The sequence below is a fragment of the Streptomyces atratus genome, assembly GCF_014648655.1.
GTDB classification, from domain to species: Bacteria; Actinomycetota; Actinomycetes; order Streptomycetales; family Streptomycetaceae; genus Streptomyces; species Streptomyces atratus.
In genome coordinates, this window is record NZ_BMRN01000006.1 from 215,035 (window position 1) to 236,242 (window position 21,208).

The following is a 21,208-nucleotide window of genomic DNA, read 5'->3' on the forward strand; positions in this document are numbered from 1 at the left end:
GACATTTCGATGTATTTCGACACCCCTCGACATCGGACGATCCCCCGATGTCGCCAGACGCCGCTCGAAAACCCCTCGATGCCAGGAGGTGCTTGTCATGACGGTCCAAGAGCTGCCCGGCGCGGCCGCTTACCGGCCCACGCCGCCCCCGGCCTGGAAGCCGCTCACCGATCCCGCGCCGCTGCTCCCGGACCCCGAGCCGTACCGCGTGCTCGGTACGGATGCCGTGGCCGATGCCGACCCCGAACTGCTGCTGCGGCTCTATGCGGAGCTGGTGCGCGGACGTCGATACAACGCGCAGGCCACCGCTCTCACCAAGCAGGGCCGGCTCGCTGTCTACCCGTCGAGCACGGGGCAGGAGGCCTGCGAGATAGCGGCCGCGCTGGTGCTGGAGGAGCGGGACTGGCTCTTTCCCAGCTATCGCGACACGCTGGCGGCCGTGGCGCGCGGTCTGGACCCGGTCGAGGCACTGACGCTGTTGCGCGGCGACCGGCACACCGGTTACGACCCGCGCGAGCACCGCATCGCCCCGCTCTGCACCCCCCTCGCCACCCAGCTGCCGCACGCGGTGGGCCTGGCACACGCGGCGCGCCTCAAGGGCGACGACGTGGTGGCGCTTGCCATGGTCGGTGACGGCGGGACCAGCGAGGGTGATTTCCACGAGGCGCTGAACTTCGCGGCCGTCTGGCGGGCCCCGGTGGTCTTCCTCGTACAGAACAACGGCTTCGCGATCTCCGTACCGCTGGCCAAGCAGACCGCTGCTCCGTCCCTGGCGCACAAGGCCGTGGGATACGGGATGCCGGGCCGGCTGGTGGACGGCAATGACGCGGCCGCCGTGCACCAAGTCCTCGGTGAGGCGGTCGCGCGGGCCCGGAGCGGTGGCGGTCCTACGCTCGTCGAGGCGGTGACGTACCGCATGGACGCCCATACGAACGCCGACGACGCCACGCGCTACCGCGTCGACAGCGAAGTGGAGGCGTGGCGTGCGCACGATCCCATCCAGCTCCTGGAGCGGGAGCTGACCGGACGAGGGTTGCTCGGCGACGACGGGATCGAGGAGGCGCGCGCGGCCGCGGAGCAGATGGCTGCCGCTCTGCGCGAGCGGATGAACGCCGATCCGGTGCTCGACCCGATGGATCTCTTCGCTCATGTCTACGCGGAGCAGACCACGCAGCTGCGGGAGCAGGCCGCCCGATTGCGTGTCGAGCTGGAGGCCGAGCAGGACCGGCACGGCCACAACGACCTGGAGGAAGGGCGATGACCACCGCAGCGGCGCCGACCGGAGAGCGGACGGCGAAGGCCAAACCTGCCACCATGGCGCAGGCGCTCGGGCGAGCGCTGCGCGACTCGATGGCCGAGGATCCGACGGTGCATGTCCTCGGCGAGGACGTCGGCACGCTCGGTGGGGTCTTCCGGATCACCGACGGTCTGGCGAAGGAGTTCGGCGAGGACCGTTGCACGGACACCCCGCTGGCCGAGGCGGGCATCCTCGGCACGGCCGTCGGCATGGCCATGTACGGGCTGCGGCCCGTGGTGGAGATGCAGTTCGATGCCTTTGCCTATCCAGCGTTCGAGCAGCTCATCAGCCATGTCGCAAAGATGCGGAACCGGACGGCCGGTGCCATGCCGTTGCCGATCACGGTCCGGGTGCCCTACGGCGGCGGGATCGGCGGGGTCGAGCATCACAGCGACTCCTCGGAGGCGTACTACATGGCGACGCCCGGCCTCCATGTCGTCACGCCCGCCACGGTCGAGGACGCGTACGGGCTGCTGAGGGCCTCGATCGCCTCCGACGATCCTGTGGTCTTCCTGGAGCCGAAGCGGCTCTACTGGTCGAAGGCGGACTGGTCGCCCGAGGCGCCGGTGGCCGTGGAACCGATCGGACGGGCTGTCGTACGCCGGCCCGGGCGCAGCGCGACGCTGATCACGTACGGGCCGTCGCTGCCGGTCTGTATGGAGGCTGCGGAAGCGGCCGTCGAAGAGGGCTGGGATCTCGAAGTCGTCGACCTGCGCTCACTGGTGCCGTTCGATGACGAGACCGTCGCCGCTTCCGTGCGGCGTACGGGGCGCGCCGTCGTCGTCCATGAGTCCTCCGGTTTCGGCGGTCCGGGTGGCGAGATCGCGGCCCGGGTCACCGAGCGCTGTTTCCACCATCTGGAGGCGCCGGTGCTGCGGGTCTCCGGGTTCGACATTCCGTATCCGCCGCCGATGCAGGAGCGGCACCATCTGCCGGGCGTGGACCGGGTGCTCGACGCGGTCGCCCGCCTGCAGTGGGAGGCGGAGAGCTGATGCCCCAGGTATTCGAGTTCAAGCTGCCGGACCTCGGCGAGGGGCTCACCGAGGCGGAGATCGTGCGCTGGCTGGTGGAGGTCGGCGATGTCGTTGCCATCGACCAGCCGGTCGTCGAGGTCGAGACGGCCAAGGCGATGGTGGAGGTGCCGTGCCCTTACGGGGGCGTGGTGACCGCGCGGTTCGGCGAGGAGGGAACGGAACTTCCGGTCGGGGCGCCGCTGTTGACGGTGGCGGTGGGGTCCGAGGGGGCCTTGGGGCCGGTGGGACTGGTGGACTCGGGCTCGGGCTCGGGCTCCGGCTCGGGGGCTGAGGCTGGGTCGGTGGTATCGGCTGTGGGGTCGGGAGCCGGTTCAGGCGGGGCCGGTTCCGGTTCCGGTTCCGGTGAGGCGGAGGCGTCCGGCAATGTGCTGGTCGGGTACGGGACGGGCGCACCGGTGGCGCGCCGTCGACGGGTCCGTCCCGAGGCGATGGCGGTGCCTGCTGCCGCACATGTGACGGCTGCGGCTGCGGCTGCGGTTTCTGCGGCTGTTCCGGACGCGGTGCAGGGGCCGGTGGCCGTCGTCTCCCCGCTGGTGCGGAAGCTGGCGCGGCAGCATGATCTCGATCTGCGGCAGCTGGCAGGTTCCGGGCCCGATGGGCTGATCCTGCGGGCCGATGTCGAATCCGCCATCAGGGCACTCACAGAGGGGGCGGCCGCTGCCACACCGACCTCGGCCTCGGCCTCGGTGCCGGAGTCGGTCTCGGCGGTACAGCCGTCGAGGCCGTCGGTGGCGCAGCCGGCTGCGAGTTCGGCCGTGGAGCGGATTCCGTTGCGCGGTGTACGGGGTGCGGTCGCCGACAAGTTGGCGCGCAGCAGACGGGAGATCCCCGATGCCACGTGCTGGGTCGACGCCGACGCCACCGAGCTGATGGCAGCCAGATCCGCGATGAACAGTGCCGGTGGTCCGGCAGCCGGGCCCAAGGTGTCGGTGCTCGCCCTGCTGGCGCGTATCTGCACCGCTGCGCTGGCCCGGTTCCCCGAGCTCAACTCCACGGTGGACCTGGAGGCGCGGGAGATTGTGCGGCTGCCGGAGGTCCATCTCGGGTTCGCGGCCCAGACCGAGCGGGGCCTGGTCGTCCCCGTCGTACGGGACGCGCAGGCCCGGAACGCGGAGTCGATCGGGGCCGAGATCGCCAGGCTGACCGAGGCGGCCCGGACCGGGAGGCTGACCCCGGCGGAGCTGACCGGCGGCACATTCACGCTGAACAACTACGGGGTGTTCGGAGTCGACGGTTCGACCCCGATCATCAACCACCCGGAGGCGGCGATGCTGGGCGTCGGCCGGATCGTGCCCAAGCCATGGGTGCACGAGGGCGAGCTGGCCGTGCGCCAGGTCGTTCAGCTCTCGCTGACCTTCGACCACCGGGTCTGCGACGGCGGTACGGCGGGTGGCTTCCTGCGCTACGTGGCCGACTGCGTGGAACAACCGGCGGTGCTGCTGCGCACGTTGTAGGCGTAAAGGGGCGCGGGCTCCCGTTTCCTCCCTTCGCTGATCCACTGGATTGCGGACGGGGAGGATCAACGGGAGGCTGCGGCCCGCATACTCGGATGCATGACCGCGTATGACGCCATCGTCCTTGCCGGAGGGGCCGCCAAGCGGCTCGGCGGCGCCGACAAGCCCGGAATCCGGGTCGGTGGCCGCGCGCTGCTCGACCGGGTGCTGGTGGCCTGTGCCGGTGCTTCGACCACCGTGGTGGTGGGCGGGCGGCGGCCCACCGTGCGCGCAGTGACCTGGACGCGGGAAGAACCGCAGGGCAGCGGCCCGTTGGCCGCGCTCGACGCCGGGGTCCGGCGCACCGCCGCGGACTGGGTTCTCGTACTCTCCGCCGATCTGCCGTTCCTCGGGGAGAGCACGGTCGGAGCGCTGCTGGCCGCCGCCGGTGAGGGGCGGCAGGAGGGGGCCCTGTGCACCGACCAGGACGGTCGTGACCAGCCCCTCGTCGCCGTGTACCGTGCCGAACCGCTGCGCCGCGAGCTCGCCCTGCTCGCCACCGAGCACGGCAGTCTGTCCGGACTCCCCTTGCGGTTGCTGACGAATGAACTCGACCTTGCCCGGGTGGAGGCCGGCCCCCTCGCCTCCTTCGACTGCGACACCTGGGAGGACATCGCGTCGGCCCGGTCCCGCATCAGAGAGCATGGGACCGTGCTGGACGAATGGATCAACGCAGTCAAGAACGAACTGGGCATCGAACTCGACGTCGACACCGCCGCTCTGCTCGATCTCGCCCGTGACGCCGCCCACGGCGTCGCCCGCCCGGCCGCGCCCCTGACGACCTTCCTGGTCGGGTACGCGGCGGCGAAGGCGAGCAGCGACGACGACGGACCGGCGGCGGTGGCCGAGGCCGCCCGCAAGGCTGCCGCGCTCGCTCTTCGCTGGGCGGACGAGAACGAGACGCAATGACAGCCCGTAACGGCAGGTCCGACCCATCTCCGGCGGCCGACGTGGCATCGATGGACATCGGGCCCTCGGCGGGCGTGGGGCCCTCGGCAGGTGTCGAGCCTTCGGCCCGTGACCGTCCGGCGCCGGCCGACAGAGGGCTGGATACGGGCGATCGGTCGTCGGCCACCGACTCATCCTCGACGGTCAGTTCGTCTTCGGCGGCGGACCCGTCGTCAGGGGGCAACTTGTCCTCGGCGAGCGACCGTCCTGCGACGGCGGGTCGGGGCCCGACTCCGCAGGAGCTGCGGGCTGCCGAGGAGGACCGGGCTGTTGAACAGGCCCTCGCTCTGGTCGGGCGCCAGTCGTCAGGTGAGCCCCACCCCGCACGTCGACCTCAGTCCGCGGATCAGCCCCACTTCCTGGACCCCGGCTCCTCGGGGCAGCCGAACGCCACGGACCGGTCCCACCCCACGGAAAGATCTGCGCCCGCACCCCAGTCCCCGCACCCGCTGCCGAACCAGAGCGCCGACCGGCCCCACGGGCGTGACCGGCACAGGCGGGCTGCACCCTGGCGTGAGGCGCGCGCCCTCGCCGCACGGTCGGGCCGGAACACTCCCGCGCGCGTCCGGCGACTCCCTCTCGACCAGGCGCTCGGACACGTACTCGCCGAGCCGCTCGTCGCGCTCACCGACCTGCCGTCCTTCGACACCTCCGCCATGGACGGCTGGGTCGTCACGGGACCGGGTCCGTGGACCATCCGCGAGGCCGAAGGAGCAGGAAAGGAGAAGGGTTCCGGGCACACGGGTGTGGGTCCGCGCCCAGACCAGGATCTGGGCATCCTTGCCGGGCGCAGCACCCCCGCCACGCTCCCCGACGGCGATGCCGTACGGATCGCCACCGGCGCCCGCATCCCGGCGGATGCCAACGCCGTGATCCGTAGTGAGCACGCTCGCGTGGACGAGGCCAAGGGCCTGCTCCACGCGAAGCAGCGGGTGCTCCCAGGACAGGACATCAGGCCCCGTGGTCAGGAATGCCGTTCCGGCGATCAGCTCCTGCCCGCAGGAGCCCTGGTGACGCCCGCTGTCCTCGGTCTGGCCGCCGCCGCCGGGTATGACGAGCTCGTCACTGTCCCCCGCCCTCGCGTCGATGTGCTCGTCCTCGGTGACGAACTGCTGACCAGCGGTCTGCCGCACGACGGGCTGATCCGTGACGCGCTGGGCCCGATGATCGGCGCCTGGGTGCGAGCGCTGGGCGCCGAGGTCTTTGCCCCACAGCGCCTCGGTGACGACGCGGCGGCCCTCCGGCGCGCCCTCACCACCTCGGACGCCGATCTGGTCATCACCACCGGCGGTACCGCCTCGGGCCCTGCCGACCACGTCCACCCGGTCCTTGCCGAGATCGGGGCCGAGTTGCTGGTCGACGGCGTCGCGGTCCGCCCCGGTCACCCGATGCTGCTGGCCAGGCTCAAGACGGAGGGGTCAGAGGTGGGCCCGTATCTCGTCGGACTGCCCGGCAATCCCCTGGCCGCCGTCTCCGGGCTCCTCACGCTCGCCGAACCGCTGCTCCGCGGGCTGGCCGGCCTTGCGCCGGAGACGCCGTACCAGGTCGTCGTACGCGACGAGGTGCACGGGCACCCGCACGACACCCGTCTGGTGCCTGTCGTCCACCGCGCAGGCAGTACCGGCGACAGTGCCGGCTACCTCGGCGACGCGGGAACCGGCAGTGGCGCCGAGCACGTCGTACCGCTGCATTACAACGGTCCTGCGATGCTCCGAGGAATTGCCGTGGCGGACGGGCTGGCCGTCGTACCACCGGGCGGGGTACGGTCCGGCACCGAGGTGGAGATCCTCGACTTGCCATGGGCCTCGGCGACGCCGTGGACGGAAGGGTGTTTCACGTGAAACTTCCCGGCCACGATGCGATGGCCAGGCGCGCCGACGAGCATGTCGCGCCCACGCGGGTGGAGCTCCCGCGCAGGGTCGTCCAAGGACCGGCGCGGCAGGTCGCCAAACGGCTGATGATGGCGCTGATAGTGCTTGCTGTCACCGTGCTGATCGTCTGGCTCGACCGCGGTGGATATCACGACGCCGCCGATGGCAAGGTCGACCTGCTGGACGCGGTGTACTACGCGACGGTCACCCTCTCCACCACCGGCTACGGCGACATCACCCCGTACGGGGACAGCGCGCGGCTCACCAATGTGCTGCTCGTGACACCCCTGCGGGTGCTCTTCCTGATCATCCTGGTCGGCACCACTCTCGAGGTCCTTACGGAACGGACCCGGGAGGACTTTCGGCTGAAGCGTTGGAGAACCAACTTGCGTGACCACACCGTTGTCGTCGGCTTCGGTACGAAGGGCCGTTCGGCCATCCAGACCCTGCGGGCCACCGGCCTGAAGAAGGAACAGATCGTCATCGTCGACCCGGCGACCAAGGTGATCGAGATCGCCAACGCCGAAGGGTTCGTGGGCGTGGTCGGCGACGCGACGCGCAGCGAGGTGCTGTTGCGGGCCGAACTCCAGAAGGCGCGTCAGATCATCATCGCCACCCAGCGCGACGACACGGCGGTGCTGGTGGCGTTGACGGCGCGGCAGCTCAACCGCGGCGCGAAGATCGTGGCCGCGGTGCGCGAGGAGGAGAACGCCCCGCTGCTCCGGCAGTCCGGCGCCGATGCTGTGATCACCAGCGCCAGCGCGGCGGGCCGACTGCTCGGCCTCTCCGTCCTCAGCCCCAGCGCGGGCACGGTGATGGAGGACCTGATCCAGCAGGGAAGCGGTCTCGATCTCGTCGAACGGCCGGTGATAAAGGCCGAGGTGGGCAAGAGCGTCCGGGAGACCGACGATCTCGTGGTCAGCGTGTTGCGGGGGCACCGGCTGATCGGATACGACGATCCGGCTGCCAGTCCGCTGCAGTTGACGGACCGGTTGATCACCATTGTGCGTGCCTCGAACGAACCACCGCTGAGCAACCCGGCTCCGGGCACGCCGCGCCCGTAGCCGGACATCGCGCCGCGCCCGCAGCCCAGGCGTCGCGTCGGCACGGTTTGCTTCCGTCGGCCCGGCCCGTCGGCCGCGGTGTCGTCCGGCCCGCCGCCCAAGGTGTCGTCCGGCCAGTCCACATGGCGTCGCCCGGCCTCCCGGCGCCATGGCGTCGCCCGGCCCGCGCCGCGGAGTAGCCTCGCCGCCATGTATGCGATCACGATCCCCGAACCCGGTGGCCCCGAAGCGCTCGTATGGGCCGAGGTGCCAGATCCGGTAGCCGGCGAGGGCGAGGTTCTCGTCGATGTCGTGTCCAGCGCGGTCAATCGCGCCGATGTGCTGCAGCGGCAGGGGTTCTACAACCCGCCGCCCGGCGCCTCCCCGTACCCGGGCCTGGAGTGCGCGGGCCGCATCTCGGCCATCGGCCCCGGTGTCACCGGCTGGTCGGTCGGCGACGAGGTCTGTGCGCTGCTCGCAGGCGGCGGCTACGCGGAGAAGGTCGCCGTACCCGCCGGGCAGCTGCTGCCCGTACCGGACGGAGTCGACCTGACTCTGGCCGCGGCGCTGCCCGAGGTGACGGCCACGGTCTGGTCGAACGTGTTCATGGTGGCCCATCTGCGCCCCGGCGAGACGCTGTTGGTGCACGGCGGGTCCAGCGGCATCGGCACGATGGCGATCCAGCTCGCCAAGGCCGTGGGCGCAACCGTCGCGGTGACCGCGGGCGGACCGGAGAAGCTCGCGCGCTGTGCGGAGCTCGGGGCAGACATCCTGATCGACTACCGGGAGCAGGACTTCGTCGAGGAGCTGCGCAAGGCGACGGACGGGGCCGGTGCGGATGTCATCCTGGACATCGTCGGTGCGAAGTACCTGGACCGGAACGTGAAGGCACTCGCCGTCAACGGCCGGCTTGCCATCATCGGCCTCCAGGGCGGCGCCAAGGGCGAGCTGAATCTGAGCGCCCTCCTGAACAAGCGGGCCGCCATCACCGCTACCTCGCTGCGTGGCCGTCCGCTCGCCGAGAAGGCCGCCATCGTCGCTGCCGTACGCGAGCACGTCTGGCCGCTGATCGCCGACGGCGTCGCCCGGCCGATCGTGGACCGCACGCTGCCGATGCCCGATGCCGCCGAGGCTCACCGGGTGCTGGAGTCCAGCACACACATCGGGAAGGTGCTTCTGCAGACCCCCGCAGGCTGACGCGCGCCCCCACCGAGCACACGCAACGGGCCCGGCACACAGGTCGTCGACCATGTGCGCCGGGCCTCGGTGTTGCTACGTGATCGAGGTGTACGAACCAATTGCGATGTACGGACTAGAGATACGGGCCCGACCGGATGGCCCCGTGGTGGTCCCCACTGCCGTCCTCGTCCTCGTGCCCGCTCCCCGGCGGGAGGGCGCGGCGCATCTGCTCCAGCTGGGCCCGCGCCGCCATCTGCTGGGCGAACAGCGCCGTCTGGATGCCGTGGAAGAGGCCCTCCAGCCAGCCCACCAACTGGGCCTGTGCAATCCGGAGTTCCGCCTCGGAGGGCACCGACTCCTCGGTGAACGGCAGGGAGAGCCGCTCCAGCTCCTCCACCAACTCCGGTGCGAGGCCGTCCTCCAGCTCCTTCACGGAGCTTGCGTGGATCTCCTTGAGCCTGACCCGGCTCGCCTCGTCGAGAGGAGCCGCCCTGACCTCCTCCAGGAGCTGCTTGATCATGCTGCCGATGCGCATGACCTTCGCGGGCTGTTCGACCATCTCCGTCACCGGGACCTCACGCGATTCGTCGTCAGTGCCACCGCCGCCGATCGCCATGCCGTCCTGCCCCACCACGAGGACTTGGGGGTGCTCCTGCGACCGTTCATTCCTCGGCATCTCCATGGCGTCATTGTCTCGCACACCTGCGGTACAACACGGTGGTGCCCCCGCAAACGGTTGATCCACCGTTTTCGAGGGCACCGAATCAGCCGGTCAGGCCACTGACCGCACCGCCCGCGTCATCATCCGGCCCGCCGTGCCAGCGCGAGGCGCGAGCGCGTGAACGCCGCCGCGAGCACCCCGGCCAGCAGCGGAATGCACACGACGAGCAGGCCGATGGTCGCCCAGGGCAGCACGATCGGCGTGTACGCCGACTGCATGGGCTCGAGCCGCATCTGCTGCAACGCGTCGCGAAGGTCGACGAGCCGCAGCGCCACCGCAGGCACCAGACCCGCCAGTGTGCCCAGCACCACACCCGTGAGCGCCACCACCACGCACTGGAAACCGGACAGTGAACGCCGCACCCGCGGGGGCGCGCCCACCGCGCTGAGCGTATTGAGGTCGGCCTCCGCGTCGGCCTTGGCGAGACCGGTCGTGATCGCCGCCGCGCCCAGGGTCACCACTCCGGCGAACAGGGTCAGGATCAGCAGGATGGTGTCGTCGCGCGAGCCGGGGCCGTGATCGGACTGGACCCAGATGCCGCCGCCGGCCTGCTCGATCGCGGCTGAGACCCGCTGGTCCTCGGCCTCCGTCGGCGGGCGGGAGACGGCATACACGCTGCCGGACGGCTCGGTGTGCAGGCCGAGCCGCTCCGCGGTCCGCTGCGGAAGGATCATGCGGATCCCTGGGGTGGTGGCGTACTTCGCGGGGGCCACGTACACCTTCAGCCGGTCCGTGGTGGTCCGTGCCTTGCCCGGGTGGAGCTTCCGGTTCTTCTTGTCGCGGTCGTTGTACTTGTGGAAGGCCTTGAGGGTGACCTCTCCGTTCTTCGCGTACGCCGGGTTGAGCAGCACCGGTGTGCCCGCGGCCAGGGCCTTGGCGGCTGCCGGGTCGTCGAGCTTCACGTACGTGCTGAGCATGGCCGCGTCCGCCACGAGGATGTTGTTGGTATCGGTGCCGAAGGAGGTGAAGCTCATGTACTCGTCCAGGCAGGCGGGGGAGCGCATCAGCTTCTTGTGCTCGTCGGAGGAGAGCCGCGCCGCGAGTTCCTTGGCGCCCTTGCCCTTGAGCGGGCAGCTGTGGCCCTTGCCGGCGGGCTTGATCATCTCCAGGGTGCCGCAGCCGTTCTCCTCCGAGTAGTAGACGCTGCAGTCGCTGCCTGCCCAGGTCCGTCCGTAGTCGGCGGGCCCGCCGGTGACGGCCATGTTCCGCTCGACGGCGGTCCGGGCCAGTGGGAGCCGCTCGACCGTCTTGGCGTCGGAGGACGTGATGACGACGGTCCCCTTCGTGAGTGCGGGGGTGTAGTCGTAGTCGGCCTCGGCCAGGTTGCTGGCCATGTACGTGGCGATGGCCACTGAACCCGCGACGGCCGCCATCACCGCGGCGACCGCGGGAGCGGTACGGCCGCGGTTGCGGGCCGCGTCGCGCAGCGCCATCCGTGGCGAGAGCGGCAGCCTGCGGCCGAGTCGTCCGAGGAAGCCGACGATCACCGGGATGCAGGCGAGCAGTCCGAGCTCGGCGACGACCGATCCGCCGGCGACCAGCGTCTTGTTCCCGCTGGTGCCGCCATAGACGGCGACGGCGCAACCGCTGGCCAGTACGCAGACGCCGACGACGGGCAGCACCCGGGAGGAGCGGCGGACGCCGCGGCGGCCGGTGAGCGACTCCAGTACGGACTGCCGGCTCGCCACGATCGCCGGGGCGAACGCCGCCAGGAGACCGGTGATCAGGCCGATCGCGGCGATGACCAGCAGTTCCGTCGGCCTCAGGGAGAGAGAACCGAAACGCTGTCCGGACCACTCCTCGATCACGGGGCGGAACGCCGCGGTGAGCCCGAGTCCGGCCGCCACACCGGCCACGGCTCCGATGCCGCCGAGCACGAGACCGCCGCCGAGCACCACCGCCCGGACATGGCGCCGGTCCCCGCCGCAGGTGCCGAGAAGGCCGAGCTGGCGGCGGGAGCGGCGCGCACCGACCGCGAAGGCCGGTCCGGCGAGCAGCACGATCTCCAGGACCGCCATGGAGATCACGGTGACGAGGGCCGCACTCAGCTCGCCGGAACTGCCCGGGTCCGAGTAACTGTCGGGGTTCTTCCTGGCCAGCGGGACCTCGGAGTCCGGCGGCGGATCGAGGACGACCTGACGGGACTTGACGAGAACGCCCGACTTATTTGCCTCCATGACCTGCGGCCAGGTCACGCCTGCCCCTTCGGGTCCCTTGACCAGCCACTCCTTGGAGCCGGTGTTCGGTGGCAGCACCTTCTTGTCGTGGGCGGCCCTGGCCTTCCACGGGGCGATGACCGCTCCCGGGTCGGCGTACAGCGCCTTGGCCTTCAGGTTGTCCGGCAGCTCGACCACACCGGTGATCCTGTACTTCTGACCGGAGTTGCGCACGGTGGTGGTCGAACCGACGTGCAGTCCGGTCGACTTCAGGAACGGCTCGGTGGCGGCCATCTCGCCCTTACCGTGCGGGTAGGCACCGCGCACCAGGTCGATCTTGCCGCGGGCCAGCTTGTCCGACGTCCGGAACTCGTAGATGTCGGTGTTGGCGATGCCGTACCCGGTGGTGACGCTCGCCGGGACGGACTGGATGCTGATCGCCCGTGAGCCCTTGGGGAATGTGGTCCTGACGTCGATCGAGGGCCTGGTGTCGTCCCACGGCGCGCTCTCGTCGGCCTGTTGGTACATGGTCCCGTCGGGCATCTGCTCGATGGGGCCGATCCGCTGGTCGCTGAAGAGGGCGTCGGCGGAGCCCATCTCGCCCGTCAGCTGCTCGGCGGTGCTCGGTGTGATGCTGCGGTACGTCACATCGAGGGCCGTGACGCCGAGCACCGGTATCGCGATCATCGCGACCACCAGTGCGCTGCGGCCCTTGGCACGCATCGCGTCGCGCCTGGCTATGCGGAGGGAGGCGCGCCAGCCCGTGAAGACGCTCACTTGGCGCCCTCGGCGGCCAGCAGCGAGTCGGCGTCGGCGGTGAGCGTCTGGTCGACGATCGAACCGTCCCGGAGGAACACGACCCGGTCCGCCCAGGCGGCGTACCGCGGCTCGTGCGTCACCATCACACCGGCCGCGCCCCGGTCACAGCGGTTGCGCAGCAGCGCGAGCACGGCCTCGCCGGTCTCGGAGTCGAGTGCCCCGGTCGGTTCGTCGGCGAGCACGAGGCGCCGGTCCCCCACCAGCGCACGGGCGATCGCGACGCGCTGCTGCTGACCGCCCGACATCTCGTCCGGGAACCGGTCGGCGATCTCCAGGAGCTTCATCTCCTCCAGCGCCGCCCGCGCCTCCTTGCGGGCCTTGCGCACGGAGACCCCGTCGAGCTCGCGCGGCAGGGCGATGTTCTCGGCGGCGGTCAGCGCCGGGATCAGGTTGTAGTCCTGGAAGACGTAGCCGACGCTGCGGCGGCGCAGGGCGGCGACGCCCTTGCGGCCGAGGCCGGCGATGTCCTGGCCCTCGATGATGACCTGGCCGCTGGTCGCGGTGTCGAGACCGCCCGCGATGGTCAGCAGGGTGGACTTGCCGGAGCCGGAGGGGCCCATCACGGCGACGAGTTCACCGGCGTGCACGGAGAGGTCGATGCCACGCAGGGCGTGCACCTCGGCGATGCCGGTGCCGTGGGTGCGGGTGAGCGCTCGGAGTTCGAGCACCGGTGCGTCGACCGACAGCGGCGAACCGGACGAGGACGCGGATCGGGACGGGGCGCGCGAGGACATGGTGGGTGGTTCCCCCTTGGAACGGGTCTGTGGGATCGGCGCCGGACACCGATGCGGTTCGTGGCCGGTGCCGGGTGTGTACCTGGCAGTCCGTCGTCGGCGCCCGGTGCGTACGTGATGGCCTGAGGGCAGTGCCGGTTTCCGGGTGGCCGGTGGTCAGCGCCGGGTGCGTGGGCGCGCGGTACGGGCCGGGGCGCGGTTGGCCGTACGTACCTCCGGCTCCGGATCCGTGGCGGCGGCCTCGGCGAGGCGGACCAGCCGGGACTCGCAGTGATCCAGCCAGCGGGCCTCGGCCTCCGCCTGGAAGATCAGCTGCTCGAGTACGAGCAGCCAGGCGACCTCGTCGCGGTTGGCCGGGACATCGGCGAGGGCCTGTGCCTTGAGGCGGGTGTAGTCCTGCATCGCCTTCACGGTGTGGTGGCGCTGGGACTGGATGACGGCCCGGATGTCGACACCGGGCGCGCCGACCGCCATGGCGAGCTTGATGGCCAGCTCGTCGCGGGGCGGGTTGCTGCGGTCGACGGGCGTCTCGAACCAGCTCCGCAGCTCGGTGCGTCCGCTGTCGGTGATCGAGTAGAGGGCGTGCCCCTGGTCGTCCTCACCGTCCTGGGCGACCAGGCCGTCGCGCTCCAGCCGGCTCAGCGTCGTGTACACCTGGCCGACGTTGAGCGGCCAGGTGGAGCCGGTGCGCGACTCGAATTCGGTACGGAGCTGGGAGCCGTATCGGGGCCCCCGCTCCAGCAGGGCCAGCAGCCCGTGGCGGATCGACATACTGAGTATGTATACCGAGTATGACGCTCGACGCAAGCCTCAGCCGGAGTGTGTGGGAGCTGGTGGGAGGCCTGCGGGTCGTCTCAGTTCGGGCGGCGCAAACGGAATGCCAGGAAGCCCAGCCCCAGTCCTATCAGTGCGATTCCCGCGCCCAGCGACACCCGCTGCACCCGCTGCACGGACGGCCCGTCGCCGGCCTGCGGAGCGAGCCGGCCGGCCTCGGGGGGCGTGCTCGCCGCCGGTGTCACGGCGATCACCGGCGCCGGGTCGGTCGCCGCGGGCCGCGCGTCGGGCTCGTCGAACGCGCTGTCCGCAGGCACGAGCTCCTGTGGCGGGAGGTGTCGCCCGGGGCGCTGTCGCCCCTCCCCGGCCTCACGCCCGGCGAGCGGGGGCTGCGCTTCGGGAGGCGGCGACCCCGCGTTCGCGGCGGGGGAGGGGGGTGAGGTCGAGGGGGAGCCGGAGGCCGGGGAGGGGGGCGAAGGGGGTGCCGGAGGTGCGGGGGCGGCCGAGACGCCCCCCGGGGGAGTGGTCATCGGCGTGGCCGAGGGTGCGGCCGACAGAGTGACTGAACCCTTGCCTGACGGTTCGGCACCGGGGGTGGCGGAAGGCTGGGCGGAAGGTCCGTCCGACGCGGTCGTGGGCGGCGTCACCGCGGTGTCGGCTGCCCCCGGCGTCCCACCAGGGGTGCGCCGGTCCGCGTGCGCCAGGCCAGTTGCACCCCCCAGTGCCGCGCCCGCCGAGAATATGAGACAGACCACGCACCTCGTGGACCGTGAAGGGAGAAGTCCTGGAGCCATGAGGGCAGCGTCACACGTGATGGTATGTCCGGCATCTCGGACATATGACGTTCTCTGGGGGTGCCGTCACGTGTATGCGGCCCGGAAAGTCCCCTCACAGGTACCGGGCCGTCACCTCCGTGTACCCGCGTACGCGTCCGGTCAGGCCGGGTCGCCCGTCGCGATGCGCAGCTCGAAGTGGGCGCCCGTCTTGGGCACGGCCGTTCCGGAGGTGGGGAACTGGTCGATGACCTGGTCCTCCGCGTATGTGTTCCCCGGCACCTTGATCTGCTTGATGGTCCAGCCCGCCGCGTCCGCGCATGCCTTCGCGGAGAGGATGTCCTTGTAAAGGAACTTTGGCGCGTTCACCTTTTCGGGGTCTTCGCTGTCCTCCATCGCGTCCGTGCAGTCCTCGGTCTTCATCGTCCGGTTCCGCTCCGGATCCTTGTGCTCGCTCGCGGCCGGCGACTCATTCGCGGAGTTGTTGCCGCCCGAACCCTCGCCGCCCTTCAGTGAGAGCACCGTGATCAGCCCACCTATGGCGATCAGCGCGACCACGATCGAGCCCACGATCACCGGCATGTTCCGCTTGGAGCTGCCGGCGCCGGAGTGCGTCTGCGGCGCGATCGTGTAGGGCGGCGGGGTCTGCTGCTGCATCGGGGACATCGGCGCCTGGCTCTGGTACGCCGGAGCCGACTGCGGATAGCCGTACGACGGAGCCGGAGCGGGTGCCGGGGTCGGCGCACCGTACGGCCCCGACTGGGTACCGGACTGGTACGGGCCCGGCTGGTACGGCGTCTGGACGTTCTGCGGCGCCGGGGTGGACTGGTCGACCGGCGGGAAGACCGCCGAGCCGACGCCCGATCCGCTGTTCGACGGCGCGCCGCCACCCGCGACGATCACCGGGGCGCCCGTCTGCCCGCTCGCGTTCAGCACGCGCGCGATCTCGTCCTGCATCGCCGCGGCGCTCGGGAAGCGCTCGTTCGGGTTCTTCTTCAGTGCGCGGGCGACGAGCGCGTCCATCGCCGGGGTGATCGACCGGTTGATGGTGGAGGGCGCGACAGGCTCCTCCTGGACATGCGCGTACGCGATGGCGAGCGGCGAGTCCGCGTCGAACGGGATGCGTCCGGTCAGCAGCTGGAACAGCATGATGCCGACCGAGTACAGGTCGGAGCGCGCGTCCACCCCGCGGCCCAGGGCCTGCTCGGGGGAGAGGTACTGCGGGGTGCCGACGACCATGCCGGTCTGCGTCATCGATGTGACGCCCGACTGCATGGCGCGGGCGATGCCGAAGTCCATGACCTTCACGACACCGCGCTTGGTCATCATCACGTTGCCGGGCTTGATGTCGCGGTGGACCAGGCCCATCTCGTGGCTGGTGTCCAGTGCGGCCAGTACGTCGGCCGTCACCTTGAGCGCCCTGTCGGCCGGCATCGCACCGTAATTCCGGATGTCCGCCTGGAGCACGGAGCCGAGCGGCTGCCCCTCCACGTACTCCATGACGATGTACGGCATCAGCGCGCCGCCGAGCTCGTCCTCGCCGGTGTCGAAGACCGAGACGATGTTGGTGTGCTGCAGTTTGGCAACGGCCTGCGCCTCGCGCCGGAACCGCTCACGGAAGGACTGCTCGCGGCCCAGCTCCGTGTGCAGCGTCTTGATCGCGACCTGGCGGTCCAGTGCGGAGTCGTACGCCAGGTATACGGACGCCATCCCGCCCTCGCCGAGCAGGTCGCGAAGCTGGTACCGGCCGCCGGCGACCGAACCGCCCGCATAGCGCCCCTGAGCGCCGTGTGCGCCGTCCTGGCTCATGACTTGCTTCCCCCTCGGCGCGCGACTGACGCGATGATCCCTATTTACGCGCCAAGTCTGCCCGAGGGGTACGACACGTCAAGCCAGGTGCCCGTTCCGTGACCCTACGCACAAGAAGCGTCTCGGAAGCGTTACAGGAACCGCATGGAATTTGCGCGTGCGGCACACCGGCCGGTTGGATGACCCGTCCCTCTCGGAAACGGTGTGTCCGGCGGAGGCTGTAGCGTGACGTGGCAATGCAGCTAGACACCGTGAGAACCCGCGGACGCGCGGACAGATACGACGGCGAGGACTGATGGCACCCGAACCCGAAGCAAACGGCGGCGGAGTTTCGGATGGCACCGACTCCTGGGGCATCGACGGCGTCGTCGGTGACGGACGTTATCGGATGACCCACCGGCTCGGCCGGGGCGGCATGGCGGAGGTCTTCGCGGCCGAGGACGTCAGGCTGGGACGGACGGTCGCGGTCAAGCTCCTGCGTTCCGATCTCGCCGAGGACCCGGTCTCCAAGGCCCGGTTCACGCGCGAGGCACAGTCGGTCGCCGGCCTCAACCACCATGCGATCGTCGCCGTGTACGACTCCGGCGAGGACGTCGTGGGCGGCCAGACCGTCCCCTACATCGTGATGGAGCTCGTCGAGGGCCGCACCATCCGCGATCTCCTGCTCAATGCCGAGGCCCCGCCGCCCGAGCAGGCGCTGATCATCGTCTCGGGGGTGCTGGAAGCCCTCGCGTACTCGCACCAGCACGGCATCGTGCACCGTGACATCAAGCCGGCCAACGTGATCATCACGGACTCCGGCGCGGTCAAGGTGATGGACTTCGGCATCGCCCGTGCGCTGCACGGTGCGCAGTCGACGATGACCCAGACCGGCATGGTCATGGGCACGCCGCAGTACCTCTCCCCCGAGCAGGCGCTGGGCAAGGCCGTCGACCACCGCTCCGACCTGTACGCCACCGGCTGTCTGCTGTACGAACTCCTCGCGCTGCGGCCCCCGTTCACGGGTGAGACGCCGCTCTCCGTGGTGTACCAGCACGTTCAGGACATTCCGGTCCCGCCGTCCGAGATCATGAACGCGGTGCCGCCCGAGCTGGACGGGCTCGTCATGCGGTCGCTCGCGAAGGACCCGGATGACCGGTTCCAGAGCGCCGAGGAGATGCGCGGCCTCGTCCAGTACGGACTGCAGATGCTTCAGGTGCAGGGCGGCCACACGGGTGCGTGGAACACTGGCCCGGTCGCGATGCACGAAGGCGGACACACCCCGGCCATGGGTATCGCCGGGGGCACGATGGCGATGAGCCACCCGCAGCACGGGGACACCTCGCAGGGCCCGATCCTGCCGCCGATGAACCCCGACGACGGCGGCTACGAGGGCGGACACCACGGCGGAGGCGGCCGCGGCAAGCTGTGGCTGTTCGTCGTGCTCGCGCTGATCGCGATCGGGGCCGGTGTCGCCATCGCCGTCAACGCGGCGAACAGCAGCGGCAACCAGCAGGAGAGGACGCCCACGAAGACCTCCAGCTCGCCGGATCCCTCGAAGAGTCCGTCCGCGCCGAGCGACGAGCAGAGCGAGGAGAGCCGACAGCCGGAGAACTCCACCGGCAACCAGCAGGACACGCGGCCGCAGCAGCCCTACACCCCGCCGGTCACCCCGAGCGAGTCGTCCGAGCCGCCGTCGACCAAGCCGTCCGCACCGGCCACAGGTGGCAGCACCGACGCCGGTACGGGCACGGCCGACGGTGGTAGCGGGACAGCTGACGGCGGTACGGGTGCGGCCGACGGTGGTAGCGGGACAGCTGACGGTGGTACGGGTGCGGCCGACGGCGGTACGGGTGCGGCCGACGGTGGCGCCGCCAGTGGCGCGGCCACCGGGGCCACCACCGGCACGTCTGCGGCGGCCGGCAGCACGGCCGGCACCACCCCTTAGCCCGGACGGGCGTTCACGGGGCGGCCTCACCCCGTGAACGCCTCGCACACCGCCTCGTACTCACGCGTCCACCAGACCGCCAGGGCCGACACCGCAGGGAACTGCGGGTCGGCCCTTCGGTCGTGCAGGCAGTACCGCCAGCGCAGTATCCAGAAGTCGTTGAGCCGCTCCCACCACACCCGGTGCACCGCCGCGGCCAGCTCCGCCGCCCCCGCCCCTGCCGCCCGCCGGTAGGCCCCCGCGTACGCCCGTACCTTTTCCAGCTCCAGCTTCCCGGCCGGCTGGACGAAGAAGATCGCCGCGGCCCGTACCGCCTCCTCCGCGCGCGGCTGGACCCCCAGCCGGTCCCAGTCGAGGATCGCGACCGGGTCCGTGCCCCGGTAGAGGACGTTCAGCGGGTGGAAGTCGCCGTGCACCCAGCCGGTGGCCGGGATGTCGGGGGTGGGCGGCCTGCGGTCGGCGTGCTGTTCCAGCAGGGTGCGCCGCTCCAGGAGGCGGTGCTCGGCCAGTTCGTCGAAGGAGTCCCGGGGGCGGCGCCCGCGCGCGGCCGCCAGCAGGTCGTCGATCAGCGCGAAGGTGTCGGCGGGGTCGGGGCTCCGGTAGCCGCCGGGCCGCCCCGCGAGCCCGGTGCCCGCCTCCATGACCTGTTCGAGCCCGGTGTGCACGGCCCCGAGCAGCGCTCCGAGCCGTTGCGACTGGGCAGTGGTGAGCTGGGCGCCGGCCCGGTGCAGTCCGTCGACCCAGGGGTGCAGGGCGTAGCACCGGCCGTCGATCTCCGTGACCGTGTCGCCCTCGGTGTCCTGCACGGGCGGCGCGACGGGCACGCCGAGTGACTGCAGCCGCTGGGTGGCGCGGTGCTGGCGGACGATCGTGGCGCGGTCGCCGGTGGAGTCGTCGAGGTGGTGCTTGAGGAAGTAGGAGCCGCGGGTGGTGGAGACGCGGTAGCCGTGGTTGAGCAGGCCCTGGGTGACGGGCTTGCAGGTGAGCGGCTCACCGGCATCCGGGTAATGGCGCAGCACCTCGTCCACCGGAGGAACGGGCGGACGGGGCACAGCCGAACGGGGCACGGACGAGCACAGCACCTCGCCGGCCGACGGAGCAGACGGAAGGGTTACAGATGAGCGCGGCACTCGCCAGATGTTAGATCACGCTGCGTTGCGGATCGGTTGACTTGCGTGGAAGCCCAGAGTGTGCGCAGAGACGAAGTGCGGGTCGACCCCCAGATAGGCCGGGGCGAACGGCTCCCCGTTCACCTGGACGGGGGCGGCGCCGAAGCGCTCCCGCTGTTCGGGGGTCGGGTGCACGATCTCGGCGGGGCCGGTGAACTGCACGGACCACAGCTCGCCGTCGCCCCCCGAGGGCGCGGCGTTGAAGTTGTCCGCTCCGTACGCCACGACCGTGCCGTCGCAGGCCTCGTGGTAGCCGAGGCCGCTGTGCATCCGCAGGACGACGCGGCCGTCGACCACGATGTGGCGGGCGACCGCCAGTATCGGGAGGGCCCGCATGCTCGTCGCCAGCCGGCCGTAGCGGACGCGGCCGAGCAGTTCGATCGCGTGGAGTTCCTCAGAGGGCATGCTCTCCACTCTCCGCCACCGGGGAGGCCGTAAAAAGAGGCCGCGGCCCCAGGTGGGCCGGGACCAAAGTCCCGAAAGATCACCGAGGGCCGCGGCCGCCCCGTGCACGTTCCGGCCCTGTCGCCACGCGGCGCTCAGCCCCTCCCAGCACTGTCACCACACAGCGCTCAGCCCTTCTCCGCCTGCAGCCTGGCCACGTACGCGGCGGCCTGCGAGCGTCGTTCCATGCCCAGCTTGGAGAGCAGACTGGAGACATAATTCTTGATCGTCTTCTCGGCGAGGTGCAGCCGCTCGCCGATCACCCGGTTCGTCAGCCCCTCCCCGATCAGATCGAGGATCTTGCGCTCCTGATCGGTGAGACCGGCGAGCTTGTCCTCACCCCGGCCCTTCTTGCCGTCGCGCAGCCGCTCCAGCACCCGGGCGGTCGCCACCGGGTCCAGCAGCGACTTCCCGGCCGCCACGTCCCGTACCGCGTTCAGCAGTTCGTTGCCGCGGATCGCCTTCAGTACGTATCCCGACGCGCCCGCCATGATCGCGTCGAAGAGCGCCTCGTCATCGGCGTACGAGGTCAGCATCAGGCATTTGATGTTCTCGTCCCGGGAACGGACCTCCCGGCAGACCTCCACCCCGCTCCCGTCCGGCAGCCGCACATCGAGCACCGCCACATCGGGCCGGGTCGCGGGGATACGGACCAGTGCGTCCGCCGCCGTGGCGGCCTCGCCCACGACCTCGATGTCGTCCTCGACCGAGAGCAATTCATGGACTCCGCGCCGGACGACTTCGTGGTCGTCCAGCAGAAAAACGGTGATTTTTCCTTGTTCGCGCACAAAACGCAGTCTCACACACTCGCCTCTTCCCTGCCGCCGAACGGCGGGATAACGTGCCGTTGTTCCGGCGGCCTGCGAGGCTGTTCCCGGTGCTGTGACCAGCGAGAGTTCCCGACTTTTTCGATTTACTTGGAAATCCAAGCAAAATCGCAGGTCAGATAGGGTTTCGCAGTTATGCGGCGTACTGGGTAACGTGCTTTTGGCAGGGCGCTCGCCGGGGCACCTGTCA

General features: G+C 70.6%; 17 protein-coding genes. 8 read left to right on the top strand and 9 right to left on the bottom strand.

The window, feature by feature from the left end; all coding sequences use genetic code 11:
- Nucleotides 1–97 precede the first annotated feature (97 nt).
- The 7 genes from pdhA to IEZ15_RS13130 all read left to right on the top strand — a co-directional run bounded on the left by pdhA (nucleotide 98) and on the right by IEZ15_RS13130 (nucleotide 8,883).
- Nucleotides 98–1,261, top strand: coding sequence for a pyruvate dehydrogenase (acetyl-transferring) E1 component subunit alpha (gene pdhA / locus IEZ15_RS13100; protein ID WP_189276677.1), 1,164 nt, complete (start codon nucleotides 98–100; stop codon nucleotides 1,259–1,261).
- Nucleotides 1,258–2,289 carry an alpha-ketoacid dehydrogenase subunit beta gene (locus IEZ15_RS13105; protein ID WP_189276679.1) on the top strand — a complete coding sequence of 344 codons (1,032 nt, stop codon included), beginning with the start codon at nucleotides 1,258–1,260 and terminating at the stop codon, nucleotides 2,287–2,289. Before pdhA ends, IEZ15_RS13105 begins: the two co-directional genes overlap by 4 nt.
- Nucleotides 2,289–3,785, top strand: a complete 1,497-nt coding sequence (locus IEZ15_RS13110) for a dihydrolipoamide acetyltransferase family protein (protein WP_189276681.1) — start codon at nucleotides 2,289–2,291, stop codon at nucleotides 3,783–3,785. The genes IEZ15_RS13105 and IEZ15_RS13110 overlap by 1 nt, the downstream gene beginning before the upstream one ends.
- Nucleotides 3,786–3,884: 99 nt before the next feature.
- The gene (locus tag IEZ15_RS13115; protein ID WP_189276682.1) at nucleotides 3,885–4,733 is read left to right on the top strand and encodes an NTP transferase domain-containing protein; all 849 of its coding nucleotides are present in this window, start codon (nucleotides 3,885–3,887) and stop codon (nucleotides 4,731–4,733) included.
- A gap of 50 nt (nucleotides 4,734–4,783) precedes the next feature.
- Nucleotides 4,784–6,613 (top strand): molybdopterin molybdotransferase MoeA, encoded by a 1,830-nt coding sequence (locus IEZ15_RS13120; RefSeq protein ID WP_408907066.1) that lies wholly within the window; start codon nucleotides 4,784–4,786, stop codon nucleotides 6,611–6,613.
- The gene (locus tag IEZ15_RS13125) at nucleotides 6,571–7,707 is read left to right on the top strand and encodes a potassium channel family protein (protein ID WP_114245467.1); all 1,137 of its coding nucleotides are present in this window, start codon (nucleotides 6,571–6,573) and stop codon (nucleotides 7,705–7,707) included. The genes IEZ15_RS13120 and IEZ15_RS13125 overlap by 43 nt, the downstream gene beginning before the upstream one ends.
- A gap of 189 nt (nucleotides 7,708–7,896) precedes the next feature.
- The gene (locus IEZ15_RS13130) at nucleotides 7,897–8,883 is read left to right on the top strand and encodes an NAD(P)H-quinone oxidoreductase (RefSeq protein ID WP_114245466.1); all 987 of its coding nucleotides are present in this window, start codon (nucleotides 7,897–7,899) and stop codon (nucleotides 8,881–8,883) included.
- A gap of 115 nt (nucleotides 8,884–8,998) precedes the next feature.
- Here the strand turns inward: IEZ15_RS13130 and IEZ15_RS13135 are convergent, their stop codons facing one another.
- The 6 genes from IEZ15_RS13135 to IEZ15_RS13160 form a co-directional block, all read right to left on the bottom strand.
- On the bottom strand, nucleotides 8,999–9,547 hold the full coding sequence (locus IEZ15_RS13135; RefSeq protein ID WP_114245465.1) for a bacterial proteasome activator family protein: 549 nt from the start codon (nucleotides 9,545–9,547) through the stop codon (nucleotides 8,999–9,001).
- Nucleotides 9,548–9,666: 119 nt separating this feature from the next.
- A complete protein-coding gene (locus IEZ15_RS13140; RefSeq protein ID WP_189276684.1) occupies nucleotides 9,667–12,519 on the bottom strand; it encodes an FtsX-like permease family protein in 2,853 nt (950 codons plus the stop codon).
- Nucleotides 12,516–13,295, bottom strand: coding sequence for an ABC transporter ATP-binding protein (locus tag IEZ15_RS13145; protein ID WP_189276685.1), 780 nt, complete (start codon nucleotides 13,293–13,295; stop codon nucleotides 12,516–12,518). Before IEZ15_RS13145 ends, IEZ15_RS13140 begins: the two co-directional genes overlap by 4 nt.
- 156 nt (nucleotides 13,296–13,451) lie before the next feature.
- On the bottom strand, nucleotides 13,452–14,066 hold the full coding sequence (locus IEZ15_RS13150; protein ID WP_189276686.1) for a PadR family transcriptional regulator: 615 nt from the start codon (nucleotides 14,064–14,066) through the stop codon (nucleotides 13,452–13,454).
- Nucleotides 14,067–14,149: 83 nt separating this feature from the next.
- Nucleotides 14,150–14,386 carry a hypothetical protein gene (locus IEZ15_RS13155; protein ID WP_189276687.1) on the bottom strand — a complete coding sequence of 79 codons (237 nt, stop codon included), beginning with the start codon at nucleotides 14,384–14,386 and terminating at the stop codon, nucleotides 14,150–14,152.
- 618 nt (nucleotides 14,387–15,004) lie between these two features.
- The gene (locus IEZ15_RS13160) at nucleotides 15,005–16,651 is read right to left on the bottom strand and encodes a protein kinase domain-containing protein (RefSeq protein ID WP_189276688.1); all 1,647 of its coding nucleotides are present in this window, start codon (nucleotides 16,649–16,651) and stop codon (nucleotides 15,005–15,007) included.
- Between the two features lie 295 nt (nucleotides 16,652–16,946).
- Here IEZ15_RS13160 and IEZ15_RS13165 point away from each other — a divergent pair, with 295 nt between their 5' ends.
- A complete protein-coding gene (locus IEZ15_RS13165) occupies nucleotides 16,947–18,578 on the top strand; it encodes a protein kinase domain-containing protein (RefSeq protein WP_189276689.1) in 1,632 nt (543 codons plus the stop codon).
- A gap of 26 nt (nucleotides 18,579–18,604) precedes the next feature.
- On the opposite strand, the gene IEZ15_RS13170 is transcribed toward IEZ15_RS13165, so the two are convergent.
- From IEZ15_RS13170 to IEZ15_RS13180, 3 genes are all read right to left on the bottom strand, one after another.
- The gene (locus IEZ15_RS13170; RefSeq protein ID WP_189276912.1) at nucleotides 18,605–19,597 is read right to left on the bottom strand and encodes a phosphotransferase; all 993 of its coding nucleotides are present in this window, start codon (nucleotides 19,595–19,597) and stop codon (nucleotides 18,605–18,607) included.
- Nucleotides 19,598–19,723: 126 nt separating this feature from the next.
- Nucleotides 19,724–20,152, bottom strand: a complete 429-nt coding sequence (locus tag IEZ15_RS13175) for a pyridoxamine 5'-phosphate oxidase family protein (RefSeq protein WP_189276690.1) — start codon at nucleotides 20,150–20,152, stop codon at nucleotides 19,724–19,726.
- 167 nt (nucleotides 20,153–20,319) lie between these two features.
- On the bottom strand, nucleotides 20,320–20,979 hold the full coding sequence (locus IEZ15_RS13180; RefSeq protein WP_114245458.1) for a response regulator: 660 nt from the start codon (nucleotides 20,977–20,979) through the stop codon (nucleotides 20,320–20,322).
- Nucleotides 20,980–21,208: the final 229 nt, after the last annotated feature.

Bases quoted from the DNA above. Each gene is read 5' to 3' on its own strand.
- pdhA (WP_189276677.1), top strand. From the start codon at position 98: ATGACGGTCCAAGAGCTGCCCGGCGCGGCCGCTTACCGGCCCACGCCG.
- IEZ15_RS13105 (WP_189276679.1), top strand. From the start codon at position 1,258: ATGACCACCGCAGCGGCGCCGACCGGAGAGCGGACGGCGAAGGCCAAA.
- IEZ15_RS13110 (WP_189276681.1), top strand. From the start codon at position 2,289: ATGCCCCAGGTATTCGAGTTCAAGCTGCCGGACCTCGGCGAGGGGCTC.
- IEZ15_RS13115 (WP_189276682.1), top strand. From the start codon at position 3,885: ATGACCGCGTATGACGCCATCGTCCTTGCCGGAGGGGCCGCCAAGCGG.
- IEZ15_RS13120 (WP_408907066.1), top strand. From the start codon at position 4,784: ATGGACATCGGGCCCTCGGCGGGCGTGGGGCCCTCGGCAGGTGTCGAG.
- IEZ15_RS13125 (WP_114245467.1), top strand. From the start codon at position 6,571: ATGGGCCTCGGCGACGCCGTGGACGGAAGGGTGTTTCACGTGAAACTT.
- IEZ15_RS13130 (WP_114245466.1), top strand. From the start codon at position 7,897: ATGTATGCGATCACGATCCCCGAACCCGGTGGCCCCGAAGCGCTCGTA.
- IEZ15_RS13135 (WP_114245465.1), bottom strand. From the start codon at position 9,547: ATGGAGATGCCGAGGAATGAACGGTCGCAGGAGCACCCCCAAGTCCTC.
- IEZ15_RS13145 (WP_189276685.1), bottom strand. From the start codon at position 13,295: ATGTCCTCGCGCGCCCCGTCCCGATCCGCGTCCTCGTCCGGTTCGCCG.
- IEZ15_RS13150 (WP_189276686.1), bottom strand. From the start codon at position 14,066: ATGTCGATCCGCCACGGGCTGCTGGCCCTGCTGGAGCGGGGGCCCCGA.
- IEZ15_RS13160 (WP_189276688.1), bottom strand. From the start codon at position 16,651: ATGAGCCAGGACGGCGCACACGGCGCTCAGGGGCGCTATGCGGGCGGT.
- IEZ15_RS13165 (WP_189276689.1), top strand. From the start codon at position 16,947: ATGGCACCCGAACCCGAAGCAAACGGCGGCGGAGTTTCGGATGGCACC.
- IEZ15_RS13175 (WP_189276690.1), bottom strand. From the start codon at position 20,152: ATGCCCTCTGAGGAACTCCACGCGATCGAACTGCTCGGCCGCGTCCGC.